At 69.0% G+C, this 20155-nt stretch carries 13 protein-coding genes and 1 pseudogene; 6 read left to right on the top strand and 8 right to left on the bottom strand.

What is annotated here, in order from left to right; genetic code table 11:
* Nucleotides 1–74: 74 nt before the first annotated feature.
* From AABA78_RS35485 to AABA78_RS35455, 7 genes are all read right to left on the bottom strand, one after another.
* Nucleotides 75–3143: a hypothetical protein gene (locus tag AABA78_RS35485; RefSeq protein WP_338269899.1), complete on the bottom strand. Its 3069-nt coding sequence runs from the start codon at nucleotides 3141–3143 to the stop codon at nucleotides 75–77.
* Entirely contained in the window at nucleotides 3140–4312 is a 1173-nt protein-coding gene (locus AABA78_RS35480) for a tryptophan 7-halogenase (protein WP_338269898.1), read from the bottom strand. The genes AABA78_RS35485 and AABA78_RS35480 overlap by 4 nt, the downstream gene beginning before the upstream one ends.
* Nucleotides 4309–6318 carry a LodA/GoxA family CTQ-dependent oxidase gene (locus AABA78_RS35475; protein WP_338269897.1) on the bottom strand — a complete coding sequence of 670 codons (2010 nt, stop codon included), beginning with the start codon at nucleotides 6316–6318 and terminating at the stop codon, nucleotides 4309–4311. Before AABA78_RS35475 ends, AABA78_RS35480 begins: the two co-directional genes overlap by 4 nt.
* Before the next feature lie 234 nt (nucleotides 6319–6552).
* Nucleotides 6553–7785, bottom strand: a complete 1233-nt coding sequence (locus tag AABA78_RS35470) for an HlyD family secretion protein (protein ID WP_338269896.1) — start codon at nucleotides 7783–7785, stop codon at nucleotides 6553–6555.
* A gap of 3 nt (nucleotides 7786–7788) precedes the next feature.
* On the bottom strand, nucleotides 7789–9420 hold the full coding sequence (locus AABA78_RS35465; RefSeq protein ID WP_338269895.1) for a DHA2 family efflux MFS transporter permease subunit: 1632 nt from the start codon (nucleotides 9418–9420) through the stop codon (nucleotides 7789–7791).
* Between the two features lies 1 nt (nucleotide 9421).
* Complete coding sequence (locus AABA78_RS35460; protein WP_338269894.1) at nucleotides 9422–9991, bottom strand: TetR/AcrR family transcriptional regulator; 570 nt, start codon at nucleotides 9989–9991, stop codon at nucleotides 9422–9424.
* A 198-nt stretch (nucleotides 9992–10189) separates the two neighbouring features.
* On the bottom strand, nucleotides 10190–13465 hold the full coding sequence (locus AABA78_RS35455; RefSeq protein ID WP_338269893.1) for a C45 family autoproteolytic acyltransferase/hydrolase: 3276 nt from the start codon (nucleotides 13463–13465) through the stop codon (nucleotides 10190–10192).
* A 244-nt stretch (nucleotides 13466–13709) separates the two neighbouring features.
* Here AABA78_RS35455 and AABA78_RS35450 point away from each other — a divergent pair, with 244 nt between their 5' ends.
* The 4 genes from AABA78_RS35450 (at nucleotide 13710) to AABA78_RS35435 (ending at nucleotide 18064) form a co-directional block, all read left to right on the top strand.
* A complete protein-coding gene (locus AABA78_RS35450) occupies nucleotides 13710–14741 on the top strand; it encodes a 1,9-bis(guanidino)-5-aza-nonane synthase (protein WP_338269892.1) in 1032 nt (343 codons plus the stop codon).
* Nucleotides 14742–14891: 150 nt separating this feature from the next.
* Nucleotides 14892–16001 carry a bifunctional DNA-binding transcriptional regulator/O6-methylguanine-DNA methyltransferase Ada gene (gene ada, locus AABA78_RS35445; RefSeq protein WP_338269891.1) on the top strand — a complete coding sequence of 370 codons (1110 nt, stop codon included), beginning with the start codon at nucleotides 14892–14894 and terminating at the stop codon, nucleotides 15999–16001.
* Nucleotides 15998–16747: a 2OG-Fe(II) oxygenase gene (locus tag AABA78_RS35440; RefSeq protein ID WP_338269890.1), complete on the top strand. Its 750-nt coding sequence runs from the start codon at nucleotides 15998–16000 to the stop codon at nucleotides 16745–16747. The genes ada and AABA78_RS35440 overlap by 4 nt, the downstream gene beginning before the upstream one ends.
* Before the next feature lie 252 nt (nucleotides 16748–16999).
* Nucleotides 17000–18064 (top strand): DUF3103 domain-containing protein, encoded by a 1065-nt coding sequence (locus tag AABA78_RS35435; protein WP_338269889.1) that lies wholly within the window; start codon nucleotides 17000–17002, stop codon nucleotides 18062–18064.
* A gap of 44 nt (nucleotides 18065–18108) precedes the next feature.
* Here AABA78_RS35435 and AABA78_RS35430 read toward each other — a convergent pair whose 3' ends face one another.
* Nucleotides 18109–18666, bottom strand: coding sequence for a cysteine hydrolase family protein (locus tag AABA78_RS35430; RefSeq protein WP_338269888.1), 558 nt, complete (start codon nucleotides 18664–18666; stop codon nucleotides 18109–18111).
* 112 nt (nucleotides 18667–18778) lie between these two features.
* Here AABA78_RS35430 and AABA78_RS35425 point away from each other — a divergent pair, with 112 nt between their 5' ends.
* Both AABA78_RS35425 and AABA78_RS35420 read left to right on the top strand, forming a co-directional pair.
* On the top strand, nucleotides 18779–19762 hold the full coding sequence (locus AABA78_RS35425; RefSeq protein WP_338269887.1) for a GlxA family transcriptional regulator: 984 nt from the start codon (nucleotides 18779–18781) through the stop codon (nucleotides 19760–19762).
* Between the two features lie 188 nt (nucleotides 19763–19950).
* Nucleotides 19951–20040, top strand: a pseudogene (locus AABA78_RS35420) (2OG-Fe(II) oxygenase); the annotation flags it as partial.
* Nucleotides 20041–20155 lie beyond the last annotated feature (115 nt).

Raw genomic sequence — 20155 nt, 5'->3', positions numbered from 1 at the left:
CTGCAGGCATTGAGAAGTGAAAGCGGCCACCGGCTCTCTTGAGCCGGTGGCCGTTTCGTTGGTGCCGCGGTGCTTCAGCGCTTCGTCACCCGGGCCTCACCCAGGACCATGGACCAGTTGTTCATGACGTCCGTGGGCTGGGAGGCGCCGTAGGTCTGGCCCTGCATGGGCGTCTTCGTGTTGAGGTGGCTGCTCATGTAGATGAGCCGGCTCATGGCGGGCCCCGGCTGCTGGTTTCCCTGGAGCGCGTCCTTGAACCGCGCGCCCAGGTAGCCCGGAGGAATGCTCTGGTAGTTCAGCCGGACCCGGATGGAGGCCCACGAAGGAATCTCCGCGAGGGGGACCTGGTACACCAGCGTGTCTTCGCCCTCGGCCTCCCGGGGATGGCTGTCATTGGGGTAGTCCGGATCACTTTCAATGCCGGGCTGGGTTCCCTGGACCTCGCTCAGGGGCATGGTGATTTGGGCCAGCTGGTGGAGGTCCAGCCCCAGCTGGAGCTCGCCGGACTTGCGCAGGGCCGGCGGCTTCCAGCCCGCGGGGAGGATGCGGTTGTCCTTCAAGTCCTTGAACTGCTGGAGCTCCAGGCTGGTGACCTTCTTCACGTCGTCCATGACGCGGGTCTCGTAGATTTGAACCTGGTCCTGCCGCTGAAGCGTCTGGTAGTGCGGCTGGAGCTGGCCGGGGTCGGACGAGAACTCGCTGGTGAGGACGTTGTCGCCATTGGCATTGCAGGGGCCGTTGCAGATGGCGCCTTGCGCGTTGGGTTGGCCCGACGCCCAGAGCGCCTTGCCGGACGCGTCCAGGACCTCGAACTGGATGAACGCCCGGCGGAAGCCCGCGCCGCTGGGGAACTTGTGCCCCGCGTTGTTGAGCAGGGTGACGGGGACGCTCAACATGCCGTTGTCGGTGGACACGTTCCCCAGGGACACCTGCACCGCGGGGAGCCGCGGATTGAAGGAGCCCTGGGCCGTGCTGTACGCGAGGTCGAGGATGGACTGCTCGGCGTTGAGCAGGTTCTGCGCGACCACGTAGTTGCGGCTGGCATCCGTCAGCGGCGCGATGGTGCCATCCGGGAAGCGCAGGGCGATGAAGAGGTCATCCAGCAGGAGCCCTTCGCCACTCCGCGCGGTGAAGCCAAGCTCCAGCCGCCGGACATCCGTGCCCAGGACCATGGACGCCTGGCGCGCCTGCCACCGGGACTGTCCCGGGTCGACCGCGAGCGGAGGGGTCGTGGACGCCGCGACGCCCTGCGCGTTGAAGGCGCGCACGACGAGCGCTCCGCAGGAGAGCTGGTCGCACCAGGCGGTGGCGCCCCAGAGGAGGGTCGTCTTGTCGCCTGCCTTCTGGAGGGCAGCCTGGTAGCGGCTGAGGTCGATGCTCAGCGTCGCGCTGCCCTCCTTGAGCTGGAAGAAGTAGCGGCCGTGGCTCGGGTGGATGGAACGCCCCTGGTCTCCCGCGAGCTTCTGGACGGCGGCGATGGCGCTGTGCTCGCTCCAGCCCACCGTGTTGCCATCCTCGGCGCCCGGGTTGGGGACGAGGTTGGGTGTGCGGTTCAGGATGTCGGGGGACTGGAGGTAGGGCGGGACGCGTGAGTCCGGCGACAGGTAGAAGTCCAGCCCGAGCACGTCCGGGAACTGCTGGAACATCTCGTGAACGAACAGGTTGATGCCCAGCAGCGTGTGCCGGTTGTACTCGCGCGCCACCGGGGGCGGGCTGCCCTGGTAGAAGGGGTCCAGGTCGTCGTTGTACTGCGCCACGTACACGCGGTTGTCGTGGGGGGAGGCCGGCGTGGCGAGCGGCATGTGGCAGCCCTGGCACGACGTCTTGGCGTCGGGGTAGCCGCTGTTGAGCCACTCGAAGTAGGTGGTCTGCTCATAGGCGAGCGCGACGCAGGGATCCTTCGTGAAGTTGCCGTCGGCGCTGAAGGTCGTCTTGCTGGCGTCGCAGCTCGCGGGGCGCTCGTAGCCTTCGCCCGCCGCGGAGAGGGCCATGCCGGGCCTGTAATTGGTGGGGACCTTGGGGAGGATGACGACGTGGCAGGCGCCGCACACCATGGAGTCGCGCAGGTAGCTGTGTCCGTCCACGTGCGCCGCGGTCTCCAGGCTCACCCCCGCCGCCGCCATGGGCTTCGCGTTGAGGCCGAAGTCAGGCCCGAGGATGGCGCCGGGGTGCAGGTTCATGGACGAGGTGAAGGGGAAGGACGGCGGCGTGAGCGTCTTCTTGTCCTCCGCGCTGACCAGCCGGTCGGAGACGGCCGCGCCGAAGAGGTCTCCGTCGGAGCCATAGAAGAGGCTGTAGTCCGTGCCATTCCAGGGCTGGCCCTGCGTCGGCGCCATGGAATGGCAGACGGCGCAGGAGAGGCCGTCCCGGGCCAGCGCGCCGTAGGTCGCGTATTGCGAACCCGCCGACGGGCTGGATGGGAACGGGTTCTTGTAGGGCGCTCCCTCTGGCGTCGCGTAGAGGGTGAAGTGGTCGAACGGGGCGTTGTTGGCCAGGGCCTGGCGCTCCGCCAGGGGCGAATGGCATCTCAGACAGAGCTGGTCCACCTGATAGGGCTGGTGCGGAGACAGCGAACGGGTCGTCTCCACCTGGGCGAGGAAGACCGGGTCCCGGCCCGCCAGGGCCTTGATGGAGGCGCTCCAGTCTCCAAAGGGGGACCAGTTGGCGGACAGCTTCATGGGGCCCGCGCCACCGCTCGGCCAGAGGCTGTTGACCGTGGGCTGCTGCCAGAACGCCATCTCCGGCAGGTCGCTGCCCTGGGCCTTCCAATCCGAGTCATGGCAGGACTGACACACCAGGGAGGAGTTGAAGTCCTGGCTGCCGAGGTTCAGTCCGTTGTGTGCGATGTCCAGGTTCCGGGGCGGCAGCTTGACCAGGTCGCCGCTCTGGATCCTGGGCAACTGGACGCCCAGCTGCGTCGAGTAGAACTTCAGGAAGGACTGGGCCTCGTCGCTGGACTCGGCCAGGGGCGTGAGCAGGGCATTGCCTCGCGGGAACACGGGATAAGGCGGAGGGACGAGGCCATCCCCTCCGCTGCCGCTCGTGGCCAGGACCACGGGCTTGGGCGCCCCGCGCTGCACGACCACCGCGGCCGCGATGGCGAGCACGGCGCCCGCCGTGACAATCACATACCTCGTCTTCATGGGTTCACCTCGGTGGAATGGGAGCGGCGGAGCTGCGCGGGAGGCGCGGCGGGAGCGGGCAATGCCTCCCACCGGTTCTTCCAGAAGGGGGACTGGGGCCACCGCTGTTCCTGGCGGTAGTAGTCCCCACGGGTGTGTTGATGGGCCTGGAACCGCGAGTGCAACGTGGACTCGTAGGCCTGGAGCGCGTCCGCGTCGCCGCGCAGGCAGCGCTCCAGCGCGTCGGCGGCCAGGAGCGCGGAGTCCAACGCCTTGGCGATGCCCTGGGAGGACAGCGGGTCGTAGGTGCACGCCGCGTCACCCACGGCGAGCCACTGCTCCCCCCACGGCCGGTCCAACCGTCCGACGAGCACGGGCGCCGCGACGAGCGCCTCGCCGGAGAAGTCACAGACGTCCAGCCGCGCCCGGGTCGCCGGCGCCTGCTTCAGCAGGTGCATCCACGACGCGGGCGTGGCCCAGCGCAGGCCGCGCAAGGAGTCACCATCGCCAACGAGCGCGACGACGACGCGCCCCCCCGGCAGCAACGCCGAGTACCACCAGCCCTCCGGACAGGCCTCCACCAGCGCGTGGGTGGGGAAGGCCGCGTCGCCCGGAAGCTGGAAGGCGCCGTACACGGCGAAGCAGCGGTCGCTCACGAGCCGCCGCGCGCCTCGAGCCGAGGCGAAGGTGGCCTTGCCTCCCGTGGCGTCCACGACGAAGCGTGCGCGCAGCGTGCTGGGGCCTGCTGCCCCCTGGTCGAGGCGGAGCCGGTAGCCGTCGCGCCCCAGTGACTCCGACTCCACCAGGGCCGTCGCTCGCAGCACCCGGGCGCCTTGCTGGAAGGCTTCGGTGCTCAGCCGTTCGTCGAAGCGCGCCCGGTCCAGATGCCACGCGGGGCCCCAGGGGGACAGCCACGTGTCATGGAAGCCCGGCTCCGCCCGGCCCCAGCAGGACGACGTGCCTCGAGAGGCGAGGTGTCCGTCGCGCAGGAAGCCTTCCCAGACGCCGAGCCGCGACAGCGGCAGGCGGACGTCCGGTGGCAGGGTCTCTCCCAGCCGGGGGGCGTCATAGGTGGTTCGCTCGACCAGGGTGACGGAGAGGGACGGCGCCTTCCTCCTCAAGGCCACGGCCGTCGCCGCGCCCGAGGGGCCGCCGCCGATGACGGCCACGTCGCAGGAGTCCTCGCTCACGAGTTCGCCGCCTTGGCGAGGGCCGGTTCCTCCTGGCCCGTGGCGGGCGCGTACGTCCGCTCCACCTCGATGAACGTGGGCGCGGGCGGCAGACCTGGCGCGGCCTCAGGGCCCTGCTGGGAGGCGGAGGCATCCGACCGCTTGAGGACGAAGCCCAGCTCCTTCCAGTGGAAGACCATGTCCTCGTCCTTGTCGAAGTTGATGTCCGTCGGACGCGTCCAATAGTCCTGGTGCCATTGCTGGTCGTCTCCCAGGTAGCTCACGAAGTAGGGCCGCTGAGCGGGCCACCACCAGAGCGACGTCCCCTGGACGACCTGGTTGGAGCACTCGTTGAAGTCGGCCTGCCATGGCAGCGCCATGTACTTGCTGGCATCCCCCGGCTCCAGGCCCAGCCCGTCGTGAGGGTTGGTGTTCCACTGGAGCGCCTGGCCCCTGGACCTGTCGCGGTGCTTGAAGCGGAAGCCCGCGGCCGGGTCGTCCTGGAAGAAGTTCGCGTCCCGGGCAATCCATGTCATCTCGATGCCCGGGCAGAACGCGCCGCCCACGCAGTTCTCCAGCACGGCGCGGTCCAGCCGCGCGCCCTCCGACGCGGGGGCTTTGGGAGTCGAATGGTCGACCTTGCCCGCGCTGAATTGCTGGAGGAGGAAGTACTGGGTCCGCGTGAGGCTCAGGAACTTCCGGGGGAGGACTTCGGAGATGGGGTTGTCGCCCGCCAGCTTCGGCATGAGGTCCGGCGTCGGCGCGTTGACGTCCTCGGGGGTCCGGATCTTCTGGAGGAAACGAGGACCCAGGTTGCCGCCCTGGAAGGAGTCGTGTCTGCCATTGCCCTGCGGGCCCACGTCGGCGACCCACTGATAGGCGGCCGGGCGGCTGAGGATGGGAAGCAGCTCCGCCTGGAAGTTGGGCGTGTAGTCCTGCTGGAACTGCCCACCCTGGTAGAGCCCGGGGACGAGCCCCCGCTGGGTGACGAAGGTGTCGTAGAGCGTGTCGTAGAGCGTGATGACGTTGAGGATTTGCGGTGCGTACCCCGGGGGCCCCACCACCACCCACGCGGGGAACTCCACCTCGTGCTCGGAGTCGTCATCCATGACCAGCGTCGCGGTGACGGGTCCGTCCGAGATGTCATCCCACCAGAAGGTGTTGTTGGCGTACGTGTCCAGCCGGGGCTGGGGGTAGGCGTTCGTGTCGATGAATTGCCTCGCCTGGGTCACCTGGTCGGGCGTGAGCCCCAGGCCGGGGCCCGTGAGGACGGAGTCGACGGCGGCGTCGAACGCCTCCTGGGTGTCGTAGCCGATGTCCGCGATGCTCTTCAGCGCGAGGAGCAGGTCCTGCGCCTTCCCGCTCAGGCCGCTCACCTGCTCCAGCGTGTGGTACCGCGCCCAGTTCTCCAGCAGACCGCTCGTGATGTCATGGCGAACCGACACGCCGGACCTGCCATGGCCGCCCACCGCGTGGAGGTAGCCCCCGGCATCCGTGACCAGCTTTCCCAGGGTGGTGATGTCGCTGCCTTCGGGGAGGAGTCGCGAAGGGCGGGCGGACGCCGGGAGCAGTTCACACGCCACGGTGGTGGGACAGCCCGCGCTGCCCCGGCAGGCGACGGTGCGCGGCCCCGCATCGAGGATGAGCGCGTTGCGGTCATCCCCCAGGGTGCGTGGGTTCCGCAGCGGGTGGTCGGCGGCGTAGGTGCCGTCCGCGCCCTGCTGCTGCCGGAACTCGTACCAGGCGGACTTCTTGTTGGCCAGGTGGACCGTCCAGCGGATGTCTTTGACGCCGCCCTCCCCCGGCTGGACCCTGCGCCCGTTCGAGCCCGGCGAGTCGTAGGCATGGATTTGAAAGCGCGCGGCCTGTCTGCGAACCGCCATGCCGGCATCGCGAAACCGGGTCACGCTGCCGCCCCCCACCTCCAACGGCAGTCCTCCTGCCTCCTCGGGCCCCAGGTAGTAGTCCTCGCTGTCTCCGACGCGGGCCACGCCGATGGCCGGGTGAATCTTGTAGGTCGTGCTCATGCCTTTGCTCCTCGCGGTGGAGGAGGAGCGGATGCAAGACACACTCCTGGCGAGGCAATTACCGGGATTCCAGGGACCCTGAGCCTTTACAGAAAGAGTCCGCGTCCCGGCCATGTCAGACGTGTCACCTGACGCGTCAATGATTGCCCCTGACGCGTCAACCCCGTTCCAAGAAGAAGCGCCGCGTCCCTGTGCGGGGCGCGGCGCTGGGGTGTGGGGCTTCGGGCCTGGGGCCTACTTCGTGTGCACCGTCACGTCGGCGGAGAGGCCGGCGCGCAGGGCCAGGCCTTCGGGCGGGTGCACCCAGGTGATGCGCACGGGCACGCGCTGCACGACCTTCACGAAGTTGCCGGACGCGTTGTCGGGCGGCAGCAGGGAGAAGCGGGAGCCGGTGCCGCCGGAGAGGCTCTCCACCTTGCCCTCCAGCTTCTCACCGGAGAAGGCATCCAACTCCACCTCCACGCGCTGGCCGGGCTGCATGTGGCCCACCTGCGTCTCCTTGAAGTTGGCCACCACGTAGGTGGTGAGCGGCACCAGCTCCGCCACGGCCTGGCCGGGGCTGAGCAGCTGGCCCGCGTGCACGGACAGCTTGGACACCTGGCCGTCCGCCGGGGCCACGATGCGCGTGTCCTCCAGCTGGAGCTTCGCCTGGTCCAGCGCGGCCTCCGCGCCCTTCACCCGGGCGTGCGCCAGCGACGCGTTGGCCTGGGCGGCGGCGATCTTCTCGTCGATGGGGGCGCTCACGTCGAGCTGGCCCTTCGCCTCCGCGACCTTGCTCTCCGCGGTGCGCCGGCCCTCCTCCGCCAGGGCGAGCTGCGCGCGGGCGCCCTCAAGCGCGGCCTGCGCCGTCTCGTTGGCCGTCCGCGCGTCATCCAGCGCGCTCTGCGCCACCACGTTCTGCTGGCGCAGGCTCTGGGCCCGCTCCAGGTCCAGCGTGGCCTTGCGGGCCTGGGACTCCGCGCGCGTCACGGCGGCGCGGGCCGCCGCCACCTGGGCCTGGGCGCTGCTCACCGCGGACGTGCTCGTGGACACGAGCGCCTTCGCGCTGGACAGGCCGCCCTTCGCGCCGGCCTCCGCCACCGTGGCCTGCGCGTCCGCCGCGGCCGCCTGGGCGCGCGCGGACTCCAGCTCGGCTTCCGCCTGCTTCACGCGCGCCTCGTACGGACGCGGATCGATTTGAAGGAGCACGTCCCCCTGGTGCACGGTGGCGTTGTCCAGCACGGACACCTTCACCACGGGGCCGGACACGCGCGAGGCCAGGGGCACCACGTCCGCCTCCACCTGCGCGTCGTCGGTGGTCTCCTGCCCGGCGGTGACGAGCTTGAAGCCACCAATGGCCAGCAGGATGGTGGCCACGACGACGCCGAGGATGAGGAAGCCCCGCTTGCCGCGCTTCGCCTGTGCCGCGGCGGCGGGCGCGGGCGCCGCTTCGGGGACGAGTTGGGGAGCTGTCGTTGTCGTTGCCATGTCTTAAATCTCCACGTCGATGTGGGGTTTCTCGTGGGAACCCCCGACGCTCGGGGGGTCCTTGAGGAAGTAGATGAGCGGCAGCACCACCACGAACATCAGCGCCGCCAGGACGAAGAGCTTGTCGAACGCGAGCACCATGGCCTGGCGCGACACGTTGCCCACCATCATCTGGAGGCTGGCCATGCTGGCGCTCGCGGCGTCCAGGCCGTGCTGCATGAGCCCCTTCTGGGTGGCGGCCATGCGGCTGGCCACCTCCCACCGCTCCGGGTACAGGTGCGCCGCGATGGAGGCCTTGGACAGCACGCTGTAGCGCGACAGGAGCGTGGTGAAGATGGCCAGGCCCACGGAGCCGCCAATCTGGCGCAGGAGCGAGTTGAGGCCCGTCGCGTCCGCCATCCGCTCGCGCGGGATGCTGCCGAGCGCCGTGGCGCTGAGCGGCACGAACATCAGGCTGAAGCCCACGCCCTGCAGCGCGATGGCCGCGATGATGTTGCGGGAGCCGGTGGCGAGCGAGAAGTGGCTCATCTCGTAGGCGCCGAAGCCCGCGAACACGATGCCAATCCCCACCAGCACCCGCGCCGGCACCTTGCCGTACAGCCGCCCGACGATGGGCATCATCAACATCATCACCAGCGTGCGCGGCATCAGCGAGAAGCCGGACTGCGTCGCGGTGAAGCCCAGCAGCTCCTGCATGAACACCGGCAAGAGGAACATGCTGGCCATGAGCACCGCGAACACCAGCGCGCCCAGCAGCGTGCCGGACGCGAACACCGGGTCCTTGAACAGGCGCAGGTTCACCGCGGGCGCCACCGCCGTGAGTTCGCGGATGACGAAGGCGATGAGGCACGTGGCGGAGAGGAGCGCGCAGATGACGATGACGGGGGACTCGAACCAGTCATCCGCCTGCCCCTCCTCCAGGAAGTACTGGAGGGTGGCCAGGCCCATGCAGAGCAGCGTGATGCCCGCCCAGTCCATGTGCTTGCGCTGCTGCTCGGCTTCCCGGCGCGCGGTGGCGCGCAGCTGGTCGTCCTCCTGGACGAAGCGGGCCACCATGAAGAAGCCCAGGATGCCCACTGGCACGTTGATGAAGAAGATCCAGGACCAGTGCCAGTTGTCCACGATGTAGCCGCCCAGCGTGGGGCCAATGGCCGGACCCACCATCACGGCCATGCCGAAGATGGCCATCGCCGTGCCCTGCTCCTTGGGCGGGAACGTCTGCCTCAGGATGGCCTGCTCGGTGGGTTGGAGCGCGCCCGCGCCCAGGCCCTGCAGGAAGCGGAAGAGCACCAGCGTGGGCAGGTTCCACGCGAGCCCGCACAGGAACGAGCCCGCGACGAAGAGCACCAGGCACGCCAGGTACACGCGCTTCTGGCCGAACATGCGGCCCAGGAAGCCCGTGAGCGGCATCACCATCACCGTGGCGATGACGAAGCCCGTGGTGGCCCAGGTGATCTCCTGCACCGTGGCGCCCACGGCGCCGCGGATCTGCGGCAGCGCCACGTTCACGATGGACGAGTCGATGGCGCCCATCAGCGTGCCGAACGTCACCGACAGCGTGACGAGCCACTTGTTGACGGGGGCCTTGGGCGTGGCTTGTGCCAGGACCTCCGGTGTCGCGACGGCTGTCGCCATGTCAGTCGACCTCGATGCCCTTCAAGAAGACGCGGAGGATCTCCTCCGCCCAGGCGGCCGCCGGAGGGTTCGCGGCGTCGGCCTCGCGCAGGCGGTCCAGCGCGCCGCGCACCATTCCCATCAAGAGGGCCGGGTAGAACGCGCGGCCCTCCGCGCGGATGTCACCGGCCTGGATGCCCCGGTCGAGGATGACCGTCAGGCGCCGGGTGAGCTCCGCCATCATGCGGCTCTTGCGCGCGGGGTCCTCCGGCAGCTGCATCAGCACCCGGACGAACGCGTCCTGCTCCGCCGCGTGGGCGAACACCGCCGTCACGAAGGCGCGCAGCTGTTCGCGCGCGGGCCGCTCCGTCACGGGCGCCAGGGCCTTGTCCAGCCGGTCCAGCATCACCTGCCGCCGCTTCACGCGCAGCGCGTCCAGCAGGGCCGCGCGGTCGGTGAAGTGGTTGTAGAGCGTCCCCACCGACACGCCTGCCAGCTCGGCGATGGACTCCATCTTCGCCGCGTGCAGGCCGTCCCGCGCGAACACCCCCGCGGCCGCCGACAGGATGGCGTCGGCGGTGGCTTCCTTCATGCGCGAGCGCAGCCGTTTGACGGGCGCCTCAGATTTTGAATCTCGATTCATTTCCTGAAGAGAGATTTAACCCTCTCCGCCCAGGAGTCAAATCGACCGGGGTTCTTAGAGGGAGGCTGGCAGGCGGGCGCAAGAAGGGCCGGCGGGAGTGCTCACCGCCGGCCCTTGCTTGGGGCATCCGGTCTTCAGTTCAGCGGCTCAGGGGGTGAGCATGCCCAGCTTGGGGGCGGGCAGGTCCACGGACAGCTCCTGGGTGAGGCCGTCGGCGGCGTGGAAGCCCTTGCCGCTGACTTCGCCCGCGCGGAACAGGGCCCAGCTCTGGAGGCCGCGCTGGAAGGAGCGCGTCATGTGCCACAACTCCAGGCCGCTGTTGGCGACGAAGAGGTAGAGCGTCCGCTTCGGGTTCCAGGGGTTGGGCAGCGCCATGGCCAGGCCGTCATCCGCGCGGCCGTACGTCTTGCCCTGCCACCGGAAGTAGCGCCGGCCCAGCTCCACCGGCAGCTTCTTCTCCGCCGCCAGCCGCGCCAGCAGCCCGTTGTCCTCCAGGCCGCCGAAGACGACGAGGTCGCGGTCCGCCAGCTCCGCGTCCGTCACCTCCGCGTCCGGCTTGAGCGGGGCCAGCCTCTCCGGGGACGCGTCCGCCAGCTGCTCGCGGTAGTTCGTCGCCAGCGTGCGCATGGACTCCACCTGGTGCGCGGAGCCGTAGACGAAGAGGAGCTTCTCCCAGTCATCCAGCGTGTTGGCCAGGGTCTGGTAGCGCTCGCGGGCCACGGGGATGTCGTTGCCCACGTTGAACACCACGCGCACCGGCCGGTCCGCGACCTTCACGGTGAAGGTGTCGCTTGCGCCCTTCACCTCCACGCGCTCCAGCACGCTGCCCTTCTCCGTCTGCACCTCCACCAGCGTGGCGAAGCGCCAGGGCGTCCCGGACTGGTCCACCTTCAGCGTCACCTCGTAGCCCTCCTTCGCCTTCTGGGCGCGCGTTGTGAGGCGCGGCGCGGGCAGGCCCCCGCGCTCCACCCACTGCTTCACCCACGGGCCCACGTCCTGTCCCGCGGCCTCGGACGCGGTGCGGATGAAGTCCTGCGTGGTGAGCTTCTTGTTGGCGAACTTGCCGTGCACCGCGTCCATCACACGGGCGAACTTCGCGTTGCCCAGGGTCAGCCGCAGCTGGTGCAGCAGGTACGTGCCCTTGATGCGCGGCACCGCGTACTGGCCATAGCGGCCGTAGTCCGTGCGCGCGGCGATGGGCACCACGTCGCCCTCGCGAGCCGTGATGTAGAGGTAGCGGGCGTTGAGCTCCGCCAGCGCGTCGCGCTGCGTGTCGAAGGCCTTGGAGAGGTCATCCCCCTCCGGCAGGTCCCTGAGCTGGGTCCAGTACGCGGCGGACCCGCTGCCGAACCAGTTGTCCGCGTCCGTCGCGGGGAACACCGTGTTGGACCAGAGCTTCTTCTCGTCGAAGCGGAGCGCGTCCTTCACGCGGGCGAAGTCGCGCTTGGGCTGGGTGTCCGCCTTGGGCTCCGGCTTCTGCTTCGCCTTGGCGGCCTTGAGCTGGTCCGCCACGTAGATGGGGCTGAAGGCGGTGTAGCCCAGGGACAGGTGCGGCGTGGCGCCGGGCAGGTCTGGAATCCAGCGGCTGCCCACCATCTTCTCGCGCAGCGTCGTCTTGCCGTAGTGCGCGAGGAACATCAGCTTCTCGGTCATCTCCGACGTGGTGATCTTCCCGTCACACGCGTGGGGGCGGTTGATGGGGCTGGAGGCCATCATCCGCGTGGCGCTGTCCACGTCGAAGCCGCCCTTGCCGTACTTCGCGTAGAACTCCTGGAAGGCGATGTCGCGGTTCCAGGTGTTGAAGGCCAGGTCCACCGGGGCGTTGCTCGCGTTGGGCACGGACTCCTTGCGCACCTCCGGGTCGCGGTTGTTGTTGTTGGCCCAGATGAAGTCCTTGAGGTTTCCGGGCGTGTCGGAGGCCTTGCCCTTGCTGCCGGTGCGCCACAGGCGCGTCTTCGCGGTGCCCAGCAGGAGGCACGCGCCCTCGTCCGTCTTGGTGTCCGCCAGCGTCCAGTCGTTGGTGTAGAGGCCGTTGTTGCGGTCCTTGAGGATGCGCTCCACGTCGTCGATGGAGTTCGCGTACTGCACGGCCTTGCGGATGCGGTTGCTCTGCGGCGTGCCGTCGATGTTGAAGGGCGTCTGGCCCACCGTCGTCTCACCGATGACGATGCCCGCGTCGTTGAGCATCCAGTCGGAGCCGCTGTGGATGCCGCCCGGGAAGGTCTGCATCACGAAGCGGTGGCCCTTGGTGGGCTGCACGTCCAGCACCACGTCCCAGTGGACGCCGGTGTAGCCGTTCCACATGAAGATCTGCCCCATGACGACGCGGCCGTCCTTCGTCGCGGACTTGGTGGCCACGAACGACGAACAGTGGTCGCCCTCCCCCGCCCGGCCGTTCTCGTCCTCGCCCTTGAGGAAGGTGCGGCCGGAGAGCGGTGACGCGGTGACGCGGTTGGCGTCCTCCAGCTGCCCCAGGTCCACGGCGGAGTTGATGGCGACGACGTCCAGCACGTCCAGGTCGCGCTCCTTGCCGTCCGGGCCCTTGAACTTCGCGCCGCCCTTGTTGGCGCCGTCGGCGATGCCCTTCATCTCCTCCAGGTACTCGGGGTCGAAGCGGCGCAGGAACAGCGAGTCCGCGAGCAGGCGCACCTGCGCCCAGCCCTTCGCGGCGTCCGCCTTGTCCTTCTGGATGCCCAGCTTCTCGATGTAGCGGACGATCTCCTGGGACACGAGCTCGCCGTACTGCCGGCCGCGCTCGTAGGGCTCGCCCTCGATGTGCACGTACACCCAGCCGCCGTCGTCGTAGCGGAAGCCCTTGCCGGCCCAGCGCACGCTCTCCATGGGGACGTACGCGGTGACGTCGTCCACCTCCTCCAGCTTCACGTCGTCGAACCACGCGGTGCCGGTGGCCTTGCCGTTGTGGCCCAGGTGCGCGCGCACGCGGTCATTGGACGTGGTGGCGAAGAACAGCACCTGCACGCGGCCGCTCTGGTCCGCGCCCTGCGGCGGCGAGCAGTTGGTGAAGGGAAAGCTCTGCATGGACAGACACGCGCCCAGCGCCGTGGGGTAGCGGGCCTGCGCGTCCGCCTGCACGCCCTTCGTGCGGACCCAGGCGGAGAGCCGGTAGAGGCGGCCCACCTGGAGCTTCACGGGCTCGGAGGTGACGGTGGTCTCCGCGCCGCCCTGGGGGCTCTCGATGACCAGGCTGCGGCTGCCCTCCGCCTTCGCGTCGCCGCGGGCGGATACCTTGCCCTGGCCGGTGGCGGTCCAGCCCTGGGGCAGGCCGGTGGAGGCGGCGGTTTCGAAGCCGGCGTTGGGGACGGCGATGGGCGCGGGGGCGGCCCAGGCGGGCACCGCGGCGCACGCGGCCAGCGTGGGCCAGAACAGACGGGAGCGCTTCCACATCAGACGCAGGTGGGACATGGCTTGCTCATGGGAAGGAGGAACTGGGGTGCGGCATCCTGTCACGTCATACGCGAGCGTGCCGCCACGCATTGCTCGCACCCGGCTGGCCGGCGTGTTAGGGAGCACGGGTCGCACGCCACCTGACGTCTCCGATGGCGGTCCCCCCTCTTACCGAGGCCGGACCGTAGGACGTCTCGGGTGGCGCTTGTTGTCGGCCCAGGGCCTCCCGACCTCCATCACAGGCCGTCGGGGTACACCCGCCGTGACAGACACTCCCAGCAAGACCGGGCTGCTTCGCGCTCCCATCCAGCACATCGACATCAAGGCCCTGGACGTGCGGCCGCTCGTGGAGGCCATGGGGCACATGGCCTTCCAGGCGCGCAACCTGAGCCGCGCCGCGGGGCTCTATGACGCCATGCTCCGTGACGAACGGTGCGGCGTCATCCTCTGCCTCGCCGGCAGCCTGTTCTCCGCCGGCCTGAAGCAGGTGGTGGTGGACATGGTGCGTCACCGGATGGTGGACGCCATCGTCTCCACCGGGGCGCTCATCGTGGACCAGGACTTCTTCGAGGCGCTGGGCTTCCGCCACTACAAGGGCCGCGCGGACGCGGACGACAACGCGCTGCGCGAGCTGCACATCGACCGCATCTACGACACGTACATCGACGAGGACGAGCTGCGCGAGTGCGACGCCACCATCGCGCGCATCGCGGCGGAGCTGGAGCCGCGTCCGTACTCGTCACGCGAGTTCATCGGGGAGATGGGCCGGTACCTGGTGAAGCACGGCAGGACGCGCGACAGCGTGGTGCTGGCGGCGCATGAAATGGGCGTGCCCATCTTCGTCCCGGCGTTCAGCGACTGCTCGGCGGGGTTCGGGCTGGTGCACCACCAGTGGCACCGCGCGGGGAAGCCCCAGGTGTCCATCGACAGCGCGAGGGACTTCCTGGAGCTGACGAAGTGCCGGCTGCGGATGGAGGACTCGGGGCTGTTCATGGTGGGCGGCGGCGTGCCGAAGAACTTCGCCCAGGACATCGTCGTGGCGGCGGACTTCGTGGAGCAGCCGGTGGCCATGCACAAGTACGCGGTGCAGCTCACGGTGGCGGACGAGCGTGACGGCGCGCTGTCCGGCTCCACGCTGCGCGAGGCCAGCAGCTGGGGCAAGGTGTCCACCGTGCACGAGCAGATGGTGTACGGAGAGGCCACGGTGACGATGCCGCTGGTGGTGGGCGCCGCCTTCCACGGGCGCGGCTGGGAGCGGCGGCCGGAGCGCCGGCTCGTGGACGCCTGCGGGTAGCGGCGGTGTTCCTCCCGCGCTCCGGGGTGGCTTTCCCGGGGCGCGGGGCGGTGCTCGAATTCGACCGCAAGGCGCGGAGTGCTGGCCTGGAGACGGGGGGTTAGGTTTCCCAACGTGGTCATGGGGACCGCGCTCGAAGGGAGGCAGGGCATGGCGACGAAGACGGAAGTCCTCGCGGCGGCGACGGTGGGCGACCCGCGCTGGGCAGCGGTCGTCGCTCGGGATGCGGCGGCGGATGGACGCTTCTTCTATTCCGTGCGGACGACGGGCGTGTTCTGCCGTCCGTCGTGTGGCGCTCGGACGCCCCGGCCGGAGAACGTGGGGTTCCACGCGTCGGTGGAGGCGGCGGAGCAGGCGGGGTTTCGCGCGTGCAGGCGCTGCAAGCCAGGGGAGCCCTCGCTCGCCGTGAAGCACGCGGACCGGGTGGCCGAGCTGTGCCGCTTCATCCAGGCGTCCGAGGAGATGCCGAGCCTGGAGCAACTGGCGGAGCGCGCGGGGCTGTCGCCCTATCACCTGCACCGCGTGTTCAAGGCCGTGACGGGGCTGACGCCGAAGGGCTACGCGGCGGCGCAGCGGGCGGAGCGGATCCGCACGGGCCTGACGAAGCGCGGCTCTGTCACCGAGGCCATCTACGACGCCGGGTTCAACTCCAGCGGCCGCTTCTACGAAACCTCCAGCCAGGTCCTGGGCATGACGCCGACGAACTTCCGCGCCGGGGGCGCGAACACGGAGATCCGCTTCGCCATCGCGGAGTGCTCGCTGGGGCCCATCCTCGTCGCCACGAGCAACCGGGGCGTGTGCGCCATCCTGATGGGAGATGATCCGGACGCGCTGGCGAAGGACCTCCAGGACCGCTTCCCGCAGGCGACGCTGGTGGGCGGGGACGCGACGTTCGAGCAGCTGGTGGCGAAGGTCGTGGGCTTCGTGGAGGCGCCGGGCGTGGGGCTGGACCTGCCCCTGGACGTGAGGGGCACGGCGTTCCAGCAGCGCGTGTGGCAGGCCTTGCGTGAGATTCCGGCGGGCAAGACGGCGAGCTACACGGACATCGCGCAGCGGATTGGCGCACCGAAGTCGGTGCGAGCCGTGGCGCAAGCGTGCGGCGCGAACGCGCTGGCGGTGGTGATTCCGTGTCACCGGGTGGTGCGCAATGACGGTGCGCTGTCTGGCTATCGGTGGGGCGTGGAGCGCAAGCGCACGCTGCTGGAGCGAGAGGCGGAGTCCTCCAAGCATGATGGGCTCAAGCGAGGGGCCCAGGGATGAGTGCACGACGCGGAGGTGCGCTCGCGGTCCGTCCCGTGGCGGGAGTCCCTGCGCGAGTGCGCGCGGTGGACTGGGAGGCAACGGGCCGGGAGCTGGATGCCCGTGGGTGCGCGGCGCTGGAGCACCTGCTCACGCCCGAGGAGTGCGAGGCCCTGGCGCTGCTCTACGACGTGGAGGATGCGTTTCGCAGCCGCGTGGTGATGGCAAGACATGGATTTGGCCGGGGTGAATACAAATACTTCGACCACCCGCTGCCAGAGGTCGTGACGGAGCTGCGCACGGCGATGTATCCGTGGCTCGCGCCCATCGCGAACCGCTGGAACACGGCCATGGGCATCGACGTGCGGTATCCGGACGCGCACGCGGACTTCCTCGCGCGTTGCCATGAAGCGGGACAGGTGCGGCCAACTCCCCTGCTCCTGCGCTACGGCGTGGACGACTACAACTGCCTGCACCAGGACCTGTATGGTGAGCACGTCTTCCCACTCCAGGTGGCCATCCTCCTCTCTGAACCCGGCCGTGACTTCACAGGCGGAGAGCTCGTGCTGACGGAGCAGCGTCCGCGAATGCAATCCCGCGCGGAGGTCGTCTCCCTGCGGCAGGGAGACGCGGTCGTCTTCGCGGTGCACCACCGCCCCGTGCAAGGCACGCGAGGCACCTACCGCGTCAACCTGCGGCATGGTGTCAGTCGCTTGCGCTCAGGAATGAGGCACACACTGGGCATCATTTTCCATGATGCGACGTAGCCCCTGACACAGCGCACACCTTCAACTGTCGGGGCTATTTCCACCCATCCAGAGAGTTCTTGATTTGAACACCTGGGCTTGTCCATTCTGTGAGAATGGCAAGACCCAGGCATCTGCTGTTGATGGCCTTCGCATTGGGTTGCATTGCCCAGCGCCCTCTCTCACCCACCGGAGGATCCAATGAAGCAGATAGGGATGGTCATCGCGCTGTTCGTTTGCGTGAACGCAGCCCCCCAAGCTCGAGCCGACGCCATGAAGCCAGCGGCGCTGCGCGAACGCATCAGCGTGTCGCTGGCCGCCGACAAGCGCGAGGTGGCGCTGACCCTGGCGAAGCAGGATCCGGTGCTGCGAAAGGCGCTCGCTTCCCGCTTGAGCGGCGAGCAGCTCGCGGTGGACCTGAAGCAGTGGCTGAGCACCGTGCCGGCCCCGGCTTCCGTCACGGGCGTGGCGGAGCGAGCGGACCTGAGCATCCGTCGGCTCAAGGGCCTCGATCGTGAGCTCGACAGCCTGCTGCAGCTTCGTCTGGCCAGCGCGTCCATGCTGACGGCATTGCAGCAAGGCGTGGACCCCCTCTACGCGTACGAACCGGATGGCGATGACTCCCAGTGGCGATTCATCGAGGCCTTCGATGGCCTTGGCCGCGTGCACCGCCTCGACGTGCACCGCATGCCCGACCAGCCGGTGTTGGTGGTGGACATCGACGCGCGCAGGGATCTGGCCGCTGGCATCAAGCTGATGCGCGAGCAGCTCGTGACCCTCGGGCAACGTCCCCTGCCCGTCCTGGACACGGCGGCCGCGGTGCCCAGCACGCCGGTGACGATCCTCGACCGCATCTACCTGAACAATGACGAGGAGCCGTGGATCTCCGGTAACGCGGAGGTCTATGCCATCGTCAATGGTGTCGACCCCAGCCGTGACGCGCCGCAGTTGGACATCGTCGACATGCCCTATCTGGACACGGACGGCAGGACCTACTTCCCGAACCAGGTCCTGATCTTCTGGGAGCGTTACCGCTGGGCCGCGGCGAACGTCATCCTCATGGAGCACGACGACAACACCAGCTACCAGGAGCTGGTGAGCTACCTGTTCAATGTCGCGAGCCAGATCCTGACCGCCATCGGCCAGCCGGAGATCGGCGCCCTGGTGGCCCTGGGCAGCGGGCTGGTGGATCGCATGCCGGGTGAATGGTTCACCAACGACGACGACTACGTCGATTCGTTCTACACCCTGGAGAAGAACCTCACCTACACCAACCACACCGGAGCCCGCGGCAACGCGGTGGTGTCGCTCAGGCCGTACGCGCTCACGAGCCAGTAGCAGCGGCCGGCGGGGGTCGAGGCGGCGCTGCTCGACCCCTCCGGTCAGCGTCCGGCCTGGGCCAGGAAGTCGGCGGTCGGCAGGACCCTGGCGTAGCCCATGCCCAACGCCGCCAGGAACGCGGCATGGACCTGGGGCGCGGGCACGTGCTGGCCCTGGAACTCCAGGCTCCGGGCCGCGCACGCATCCCCGAGCACGGTGACCGTGTAGCCCAGATCCGCGGCCGCCCGCACCGTGGCATCCACGCACATGAGGGTCATCATCCCAACGACCACCAGGTGCTTCACCTCCAGGGCTCGCAGACGTTCCTGGAGGTCCGTCTCACGGAAGCTGTTGGGGAAGTGCTTGAGCACCACCGCTTCACCCTGTCGAGGCGCGACTCGAGGATGAAGCTCCGCGCCCGGAGTCCCTGGCAGGAAGAAGGTGGCGCCGGGCTGCGGTGATTCGTGGCGAATGTGGATGACCGGAGCGCCGCGCTCCCGGAAGAAGTCCAGGGCCGCCCGGGCCTTCGTGGCCGCGGCATCCGAGCGATCCAGTTCGAACCGCCCCCCGGGGAAATAGTCATTCTGGATGTCGATGAGCAGCAGTGCGGTGTTCTCCACGGACGTCCTCCTTGGTTCGGGTCCTGGTGCCTCGCCACGTCGAATACGCGGGCCCGCGCCCCGACGGGAGTGTCCGGATTGACAAATCCGGGGCGGAAACCGACAAACGCACATGCCTGCCGGGTCCTCGTCGATTCGTGTCGCGGTGCTGGCCCTGGAGGGCTGCGTGGCCTCCAGCGTCGCGGGCCCGCTGGACGTATTCGCCATGGCCAACCGCCTGAGCAGGGACCAGGGAGGCGGAGAACCCTTCACGACGGAGCTCGTGGCGCCCCTCCCCGGCCCCGTGCGCAGCTTCCATGGCCTGATGCTGGGCCCTGCGCGAGTGCCGGCCCCGACGGAACGCTTCGACGTCGTCATCATCCCCGCGCTCGTGGGCGACCTGGAACAATGCGTGGCGGAGCGCTCCACCCGGGACTGGCTGGCGGGACAGCACACGCGGGGCGCGAAGCTGGCGGCGGTGTGCGCGGGTGCCTTCCTGCTGGCCGAGGCAGGGCTCCTGGAGGGCCGTGAGGCCACCACCCACTGGGGGTTGGCCCGAGACTTCGCGACCCGCTATCCGCGCGTGGCGCTCAAGCCGGAATTGCTCCTGGTGGACCATGGCGACGTGCTCACCACGGGCGGCATCACTGCCTGCCTGGACCTCTGCCTGCACCTGGTCGCGAAGCAGGTCTCCGCGGAGCTGGCCGCGCTTTGCGCCAGGATGCTCCTGGTGGAACCCGGCCGTCGGTTCCATGCCCCCGACGGGGTGCACGCCACGCCTCGCGACCACGGCGACACCGCCGTGCTGCGCGCCCAGGAGTGGCTGGAGGCGCACCTCTCGGAGCCGGTGACCCTGGCGGGAGCGGCCGGTGCCGCGAGCCTGGGCGAGCGCACGCTGCTGCGTCGGTTCCGAAAGGCCACTGGCGATACGCCCCTGGACTACGTCCAGCGCCTGCGCATCGAGGCCGCCCGGCGACTCCTGGAGACCACGCCTCGAACCGTGGAGGACATTTCCCAGTCCGTCGGCTACGCCGACACCACGTCGTTCCGCCGCCGCTTCAAGGCTCGCACCGGACTGTCTCCAGGTTCCTACAGGAAGCGGTTCGCGCTGCGCTGATGTGACAAAGGACTCGGCCCTTCAATACCGCCATGGCGGTAGTCAGGGTTGCTGGGGCCTGTCACGAGCCCAGGCGGCTCGAGCGTTGATGGGCTCCGTCGCGGCCAGCTGCGCGTCATTCGACAGCACGTCCCCCCGAGCGAGTTCGTGCTGATGGAGCAGCTTCCTCGCATGCAGTCACGCGCGGGACGTATCGCGTCAACCTGCGTCATGGCGTCAGCCGCGTGCGCTCCAGGCAAAGGTACACGGCGGGCGTCATTTTCCACGACGCTGCCTAGGACAACCCTCTAACCGCATTAATCCCATAGCGTGTAATTCATGCTTAAAAAGCGATAGCCTGCATCTGGGCGGATGGCCTTTCAGACTGCACCCCACCCTGGCCGTCCCCTACCC

This window comes from Corallococcus caeni, assembly GCF_036245865.1.
GTDB lineage: Bacteria > Myxococcota > Myxococcia > Myxococcales > Myxococcaceae > Corallococcus > Corallococcus caeni.
This window is presented reverse-complemented; position numbering and strand designations above follow the sequence as displayed.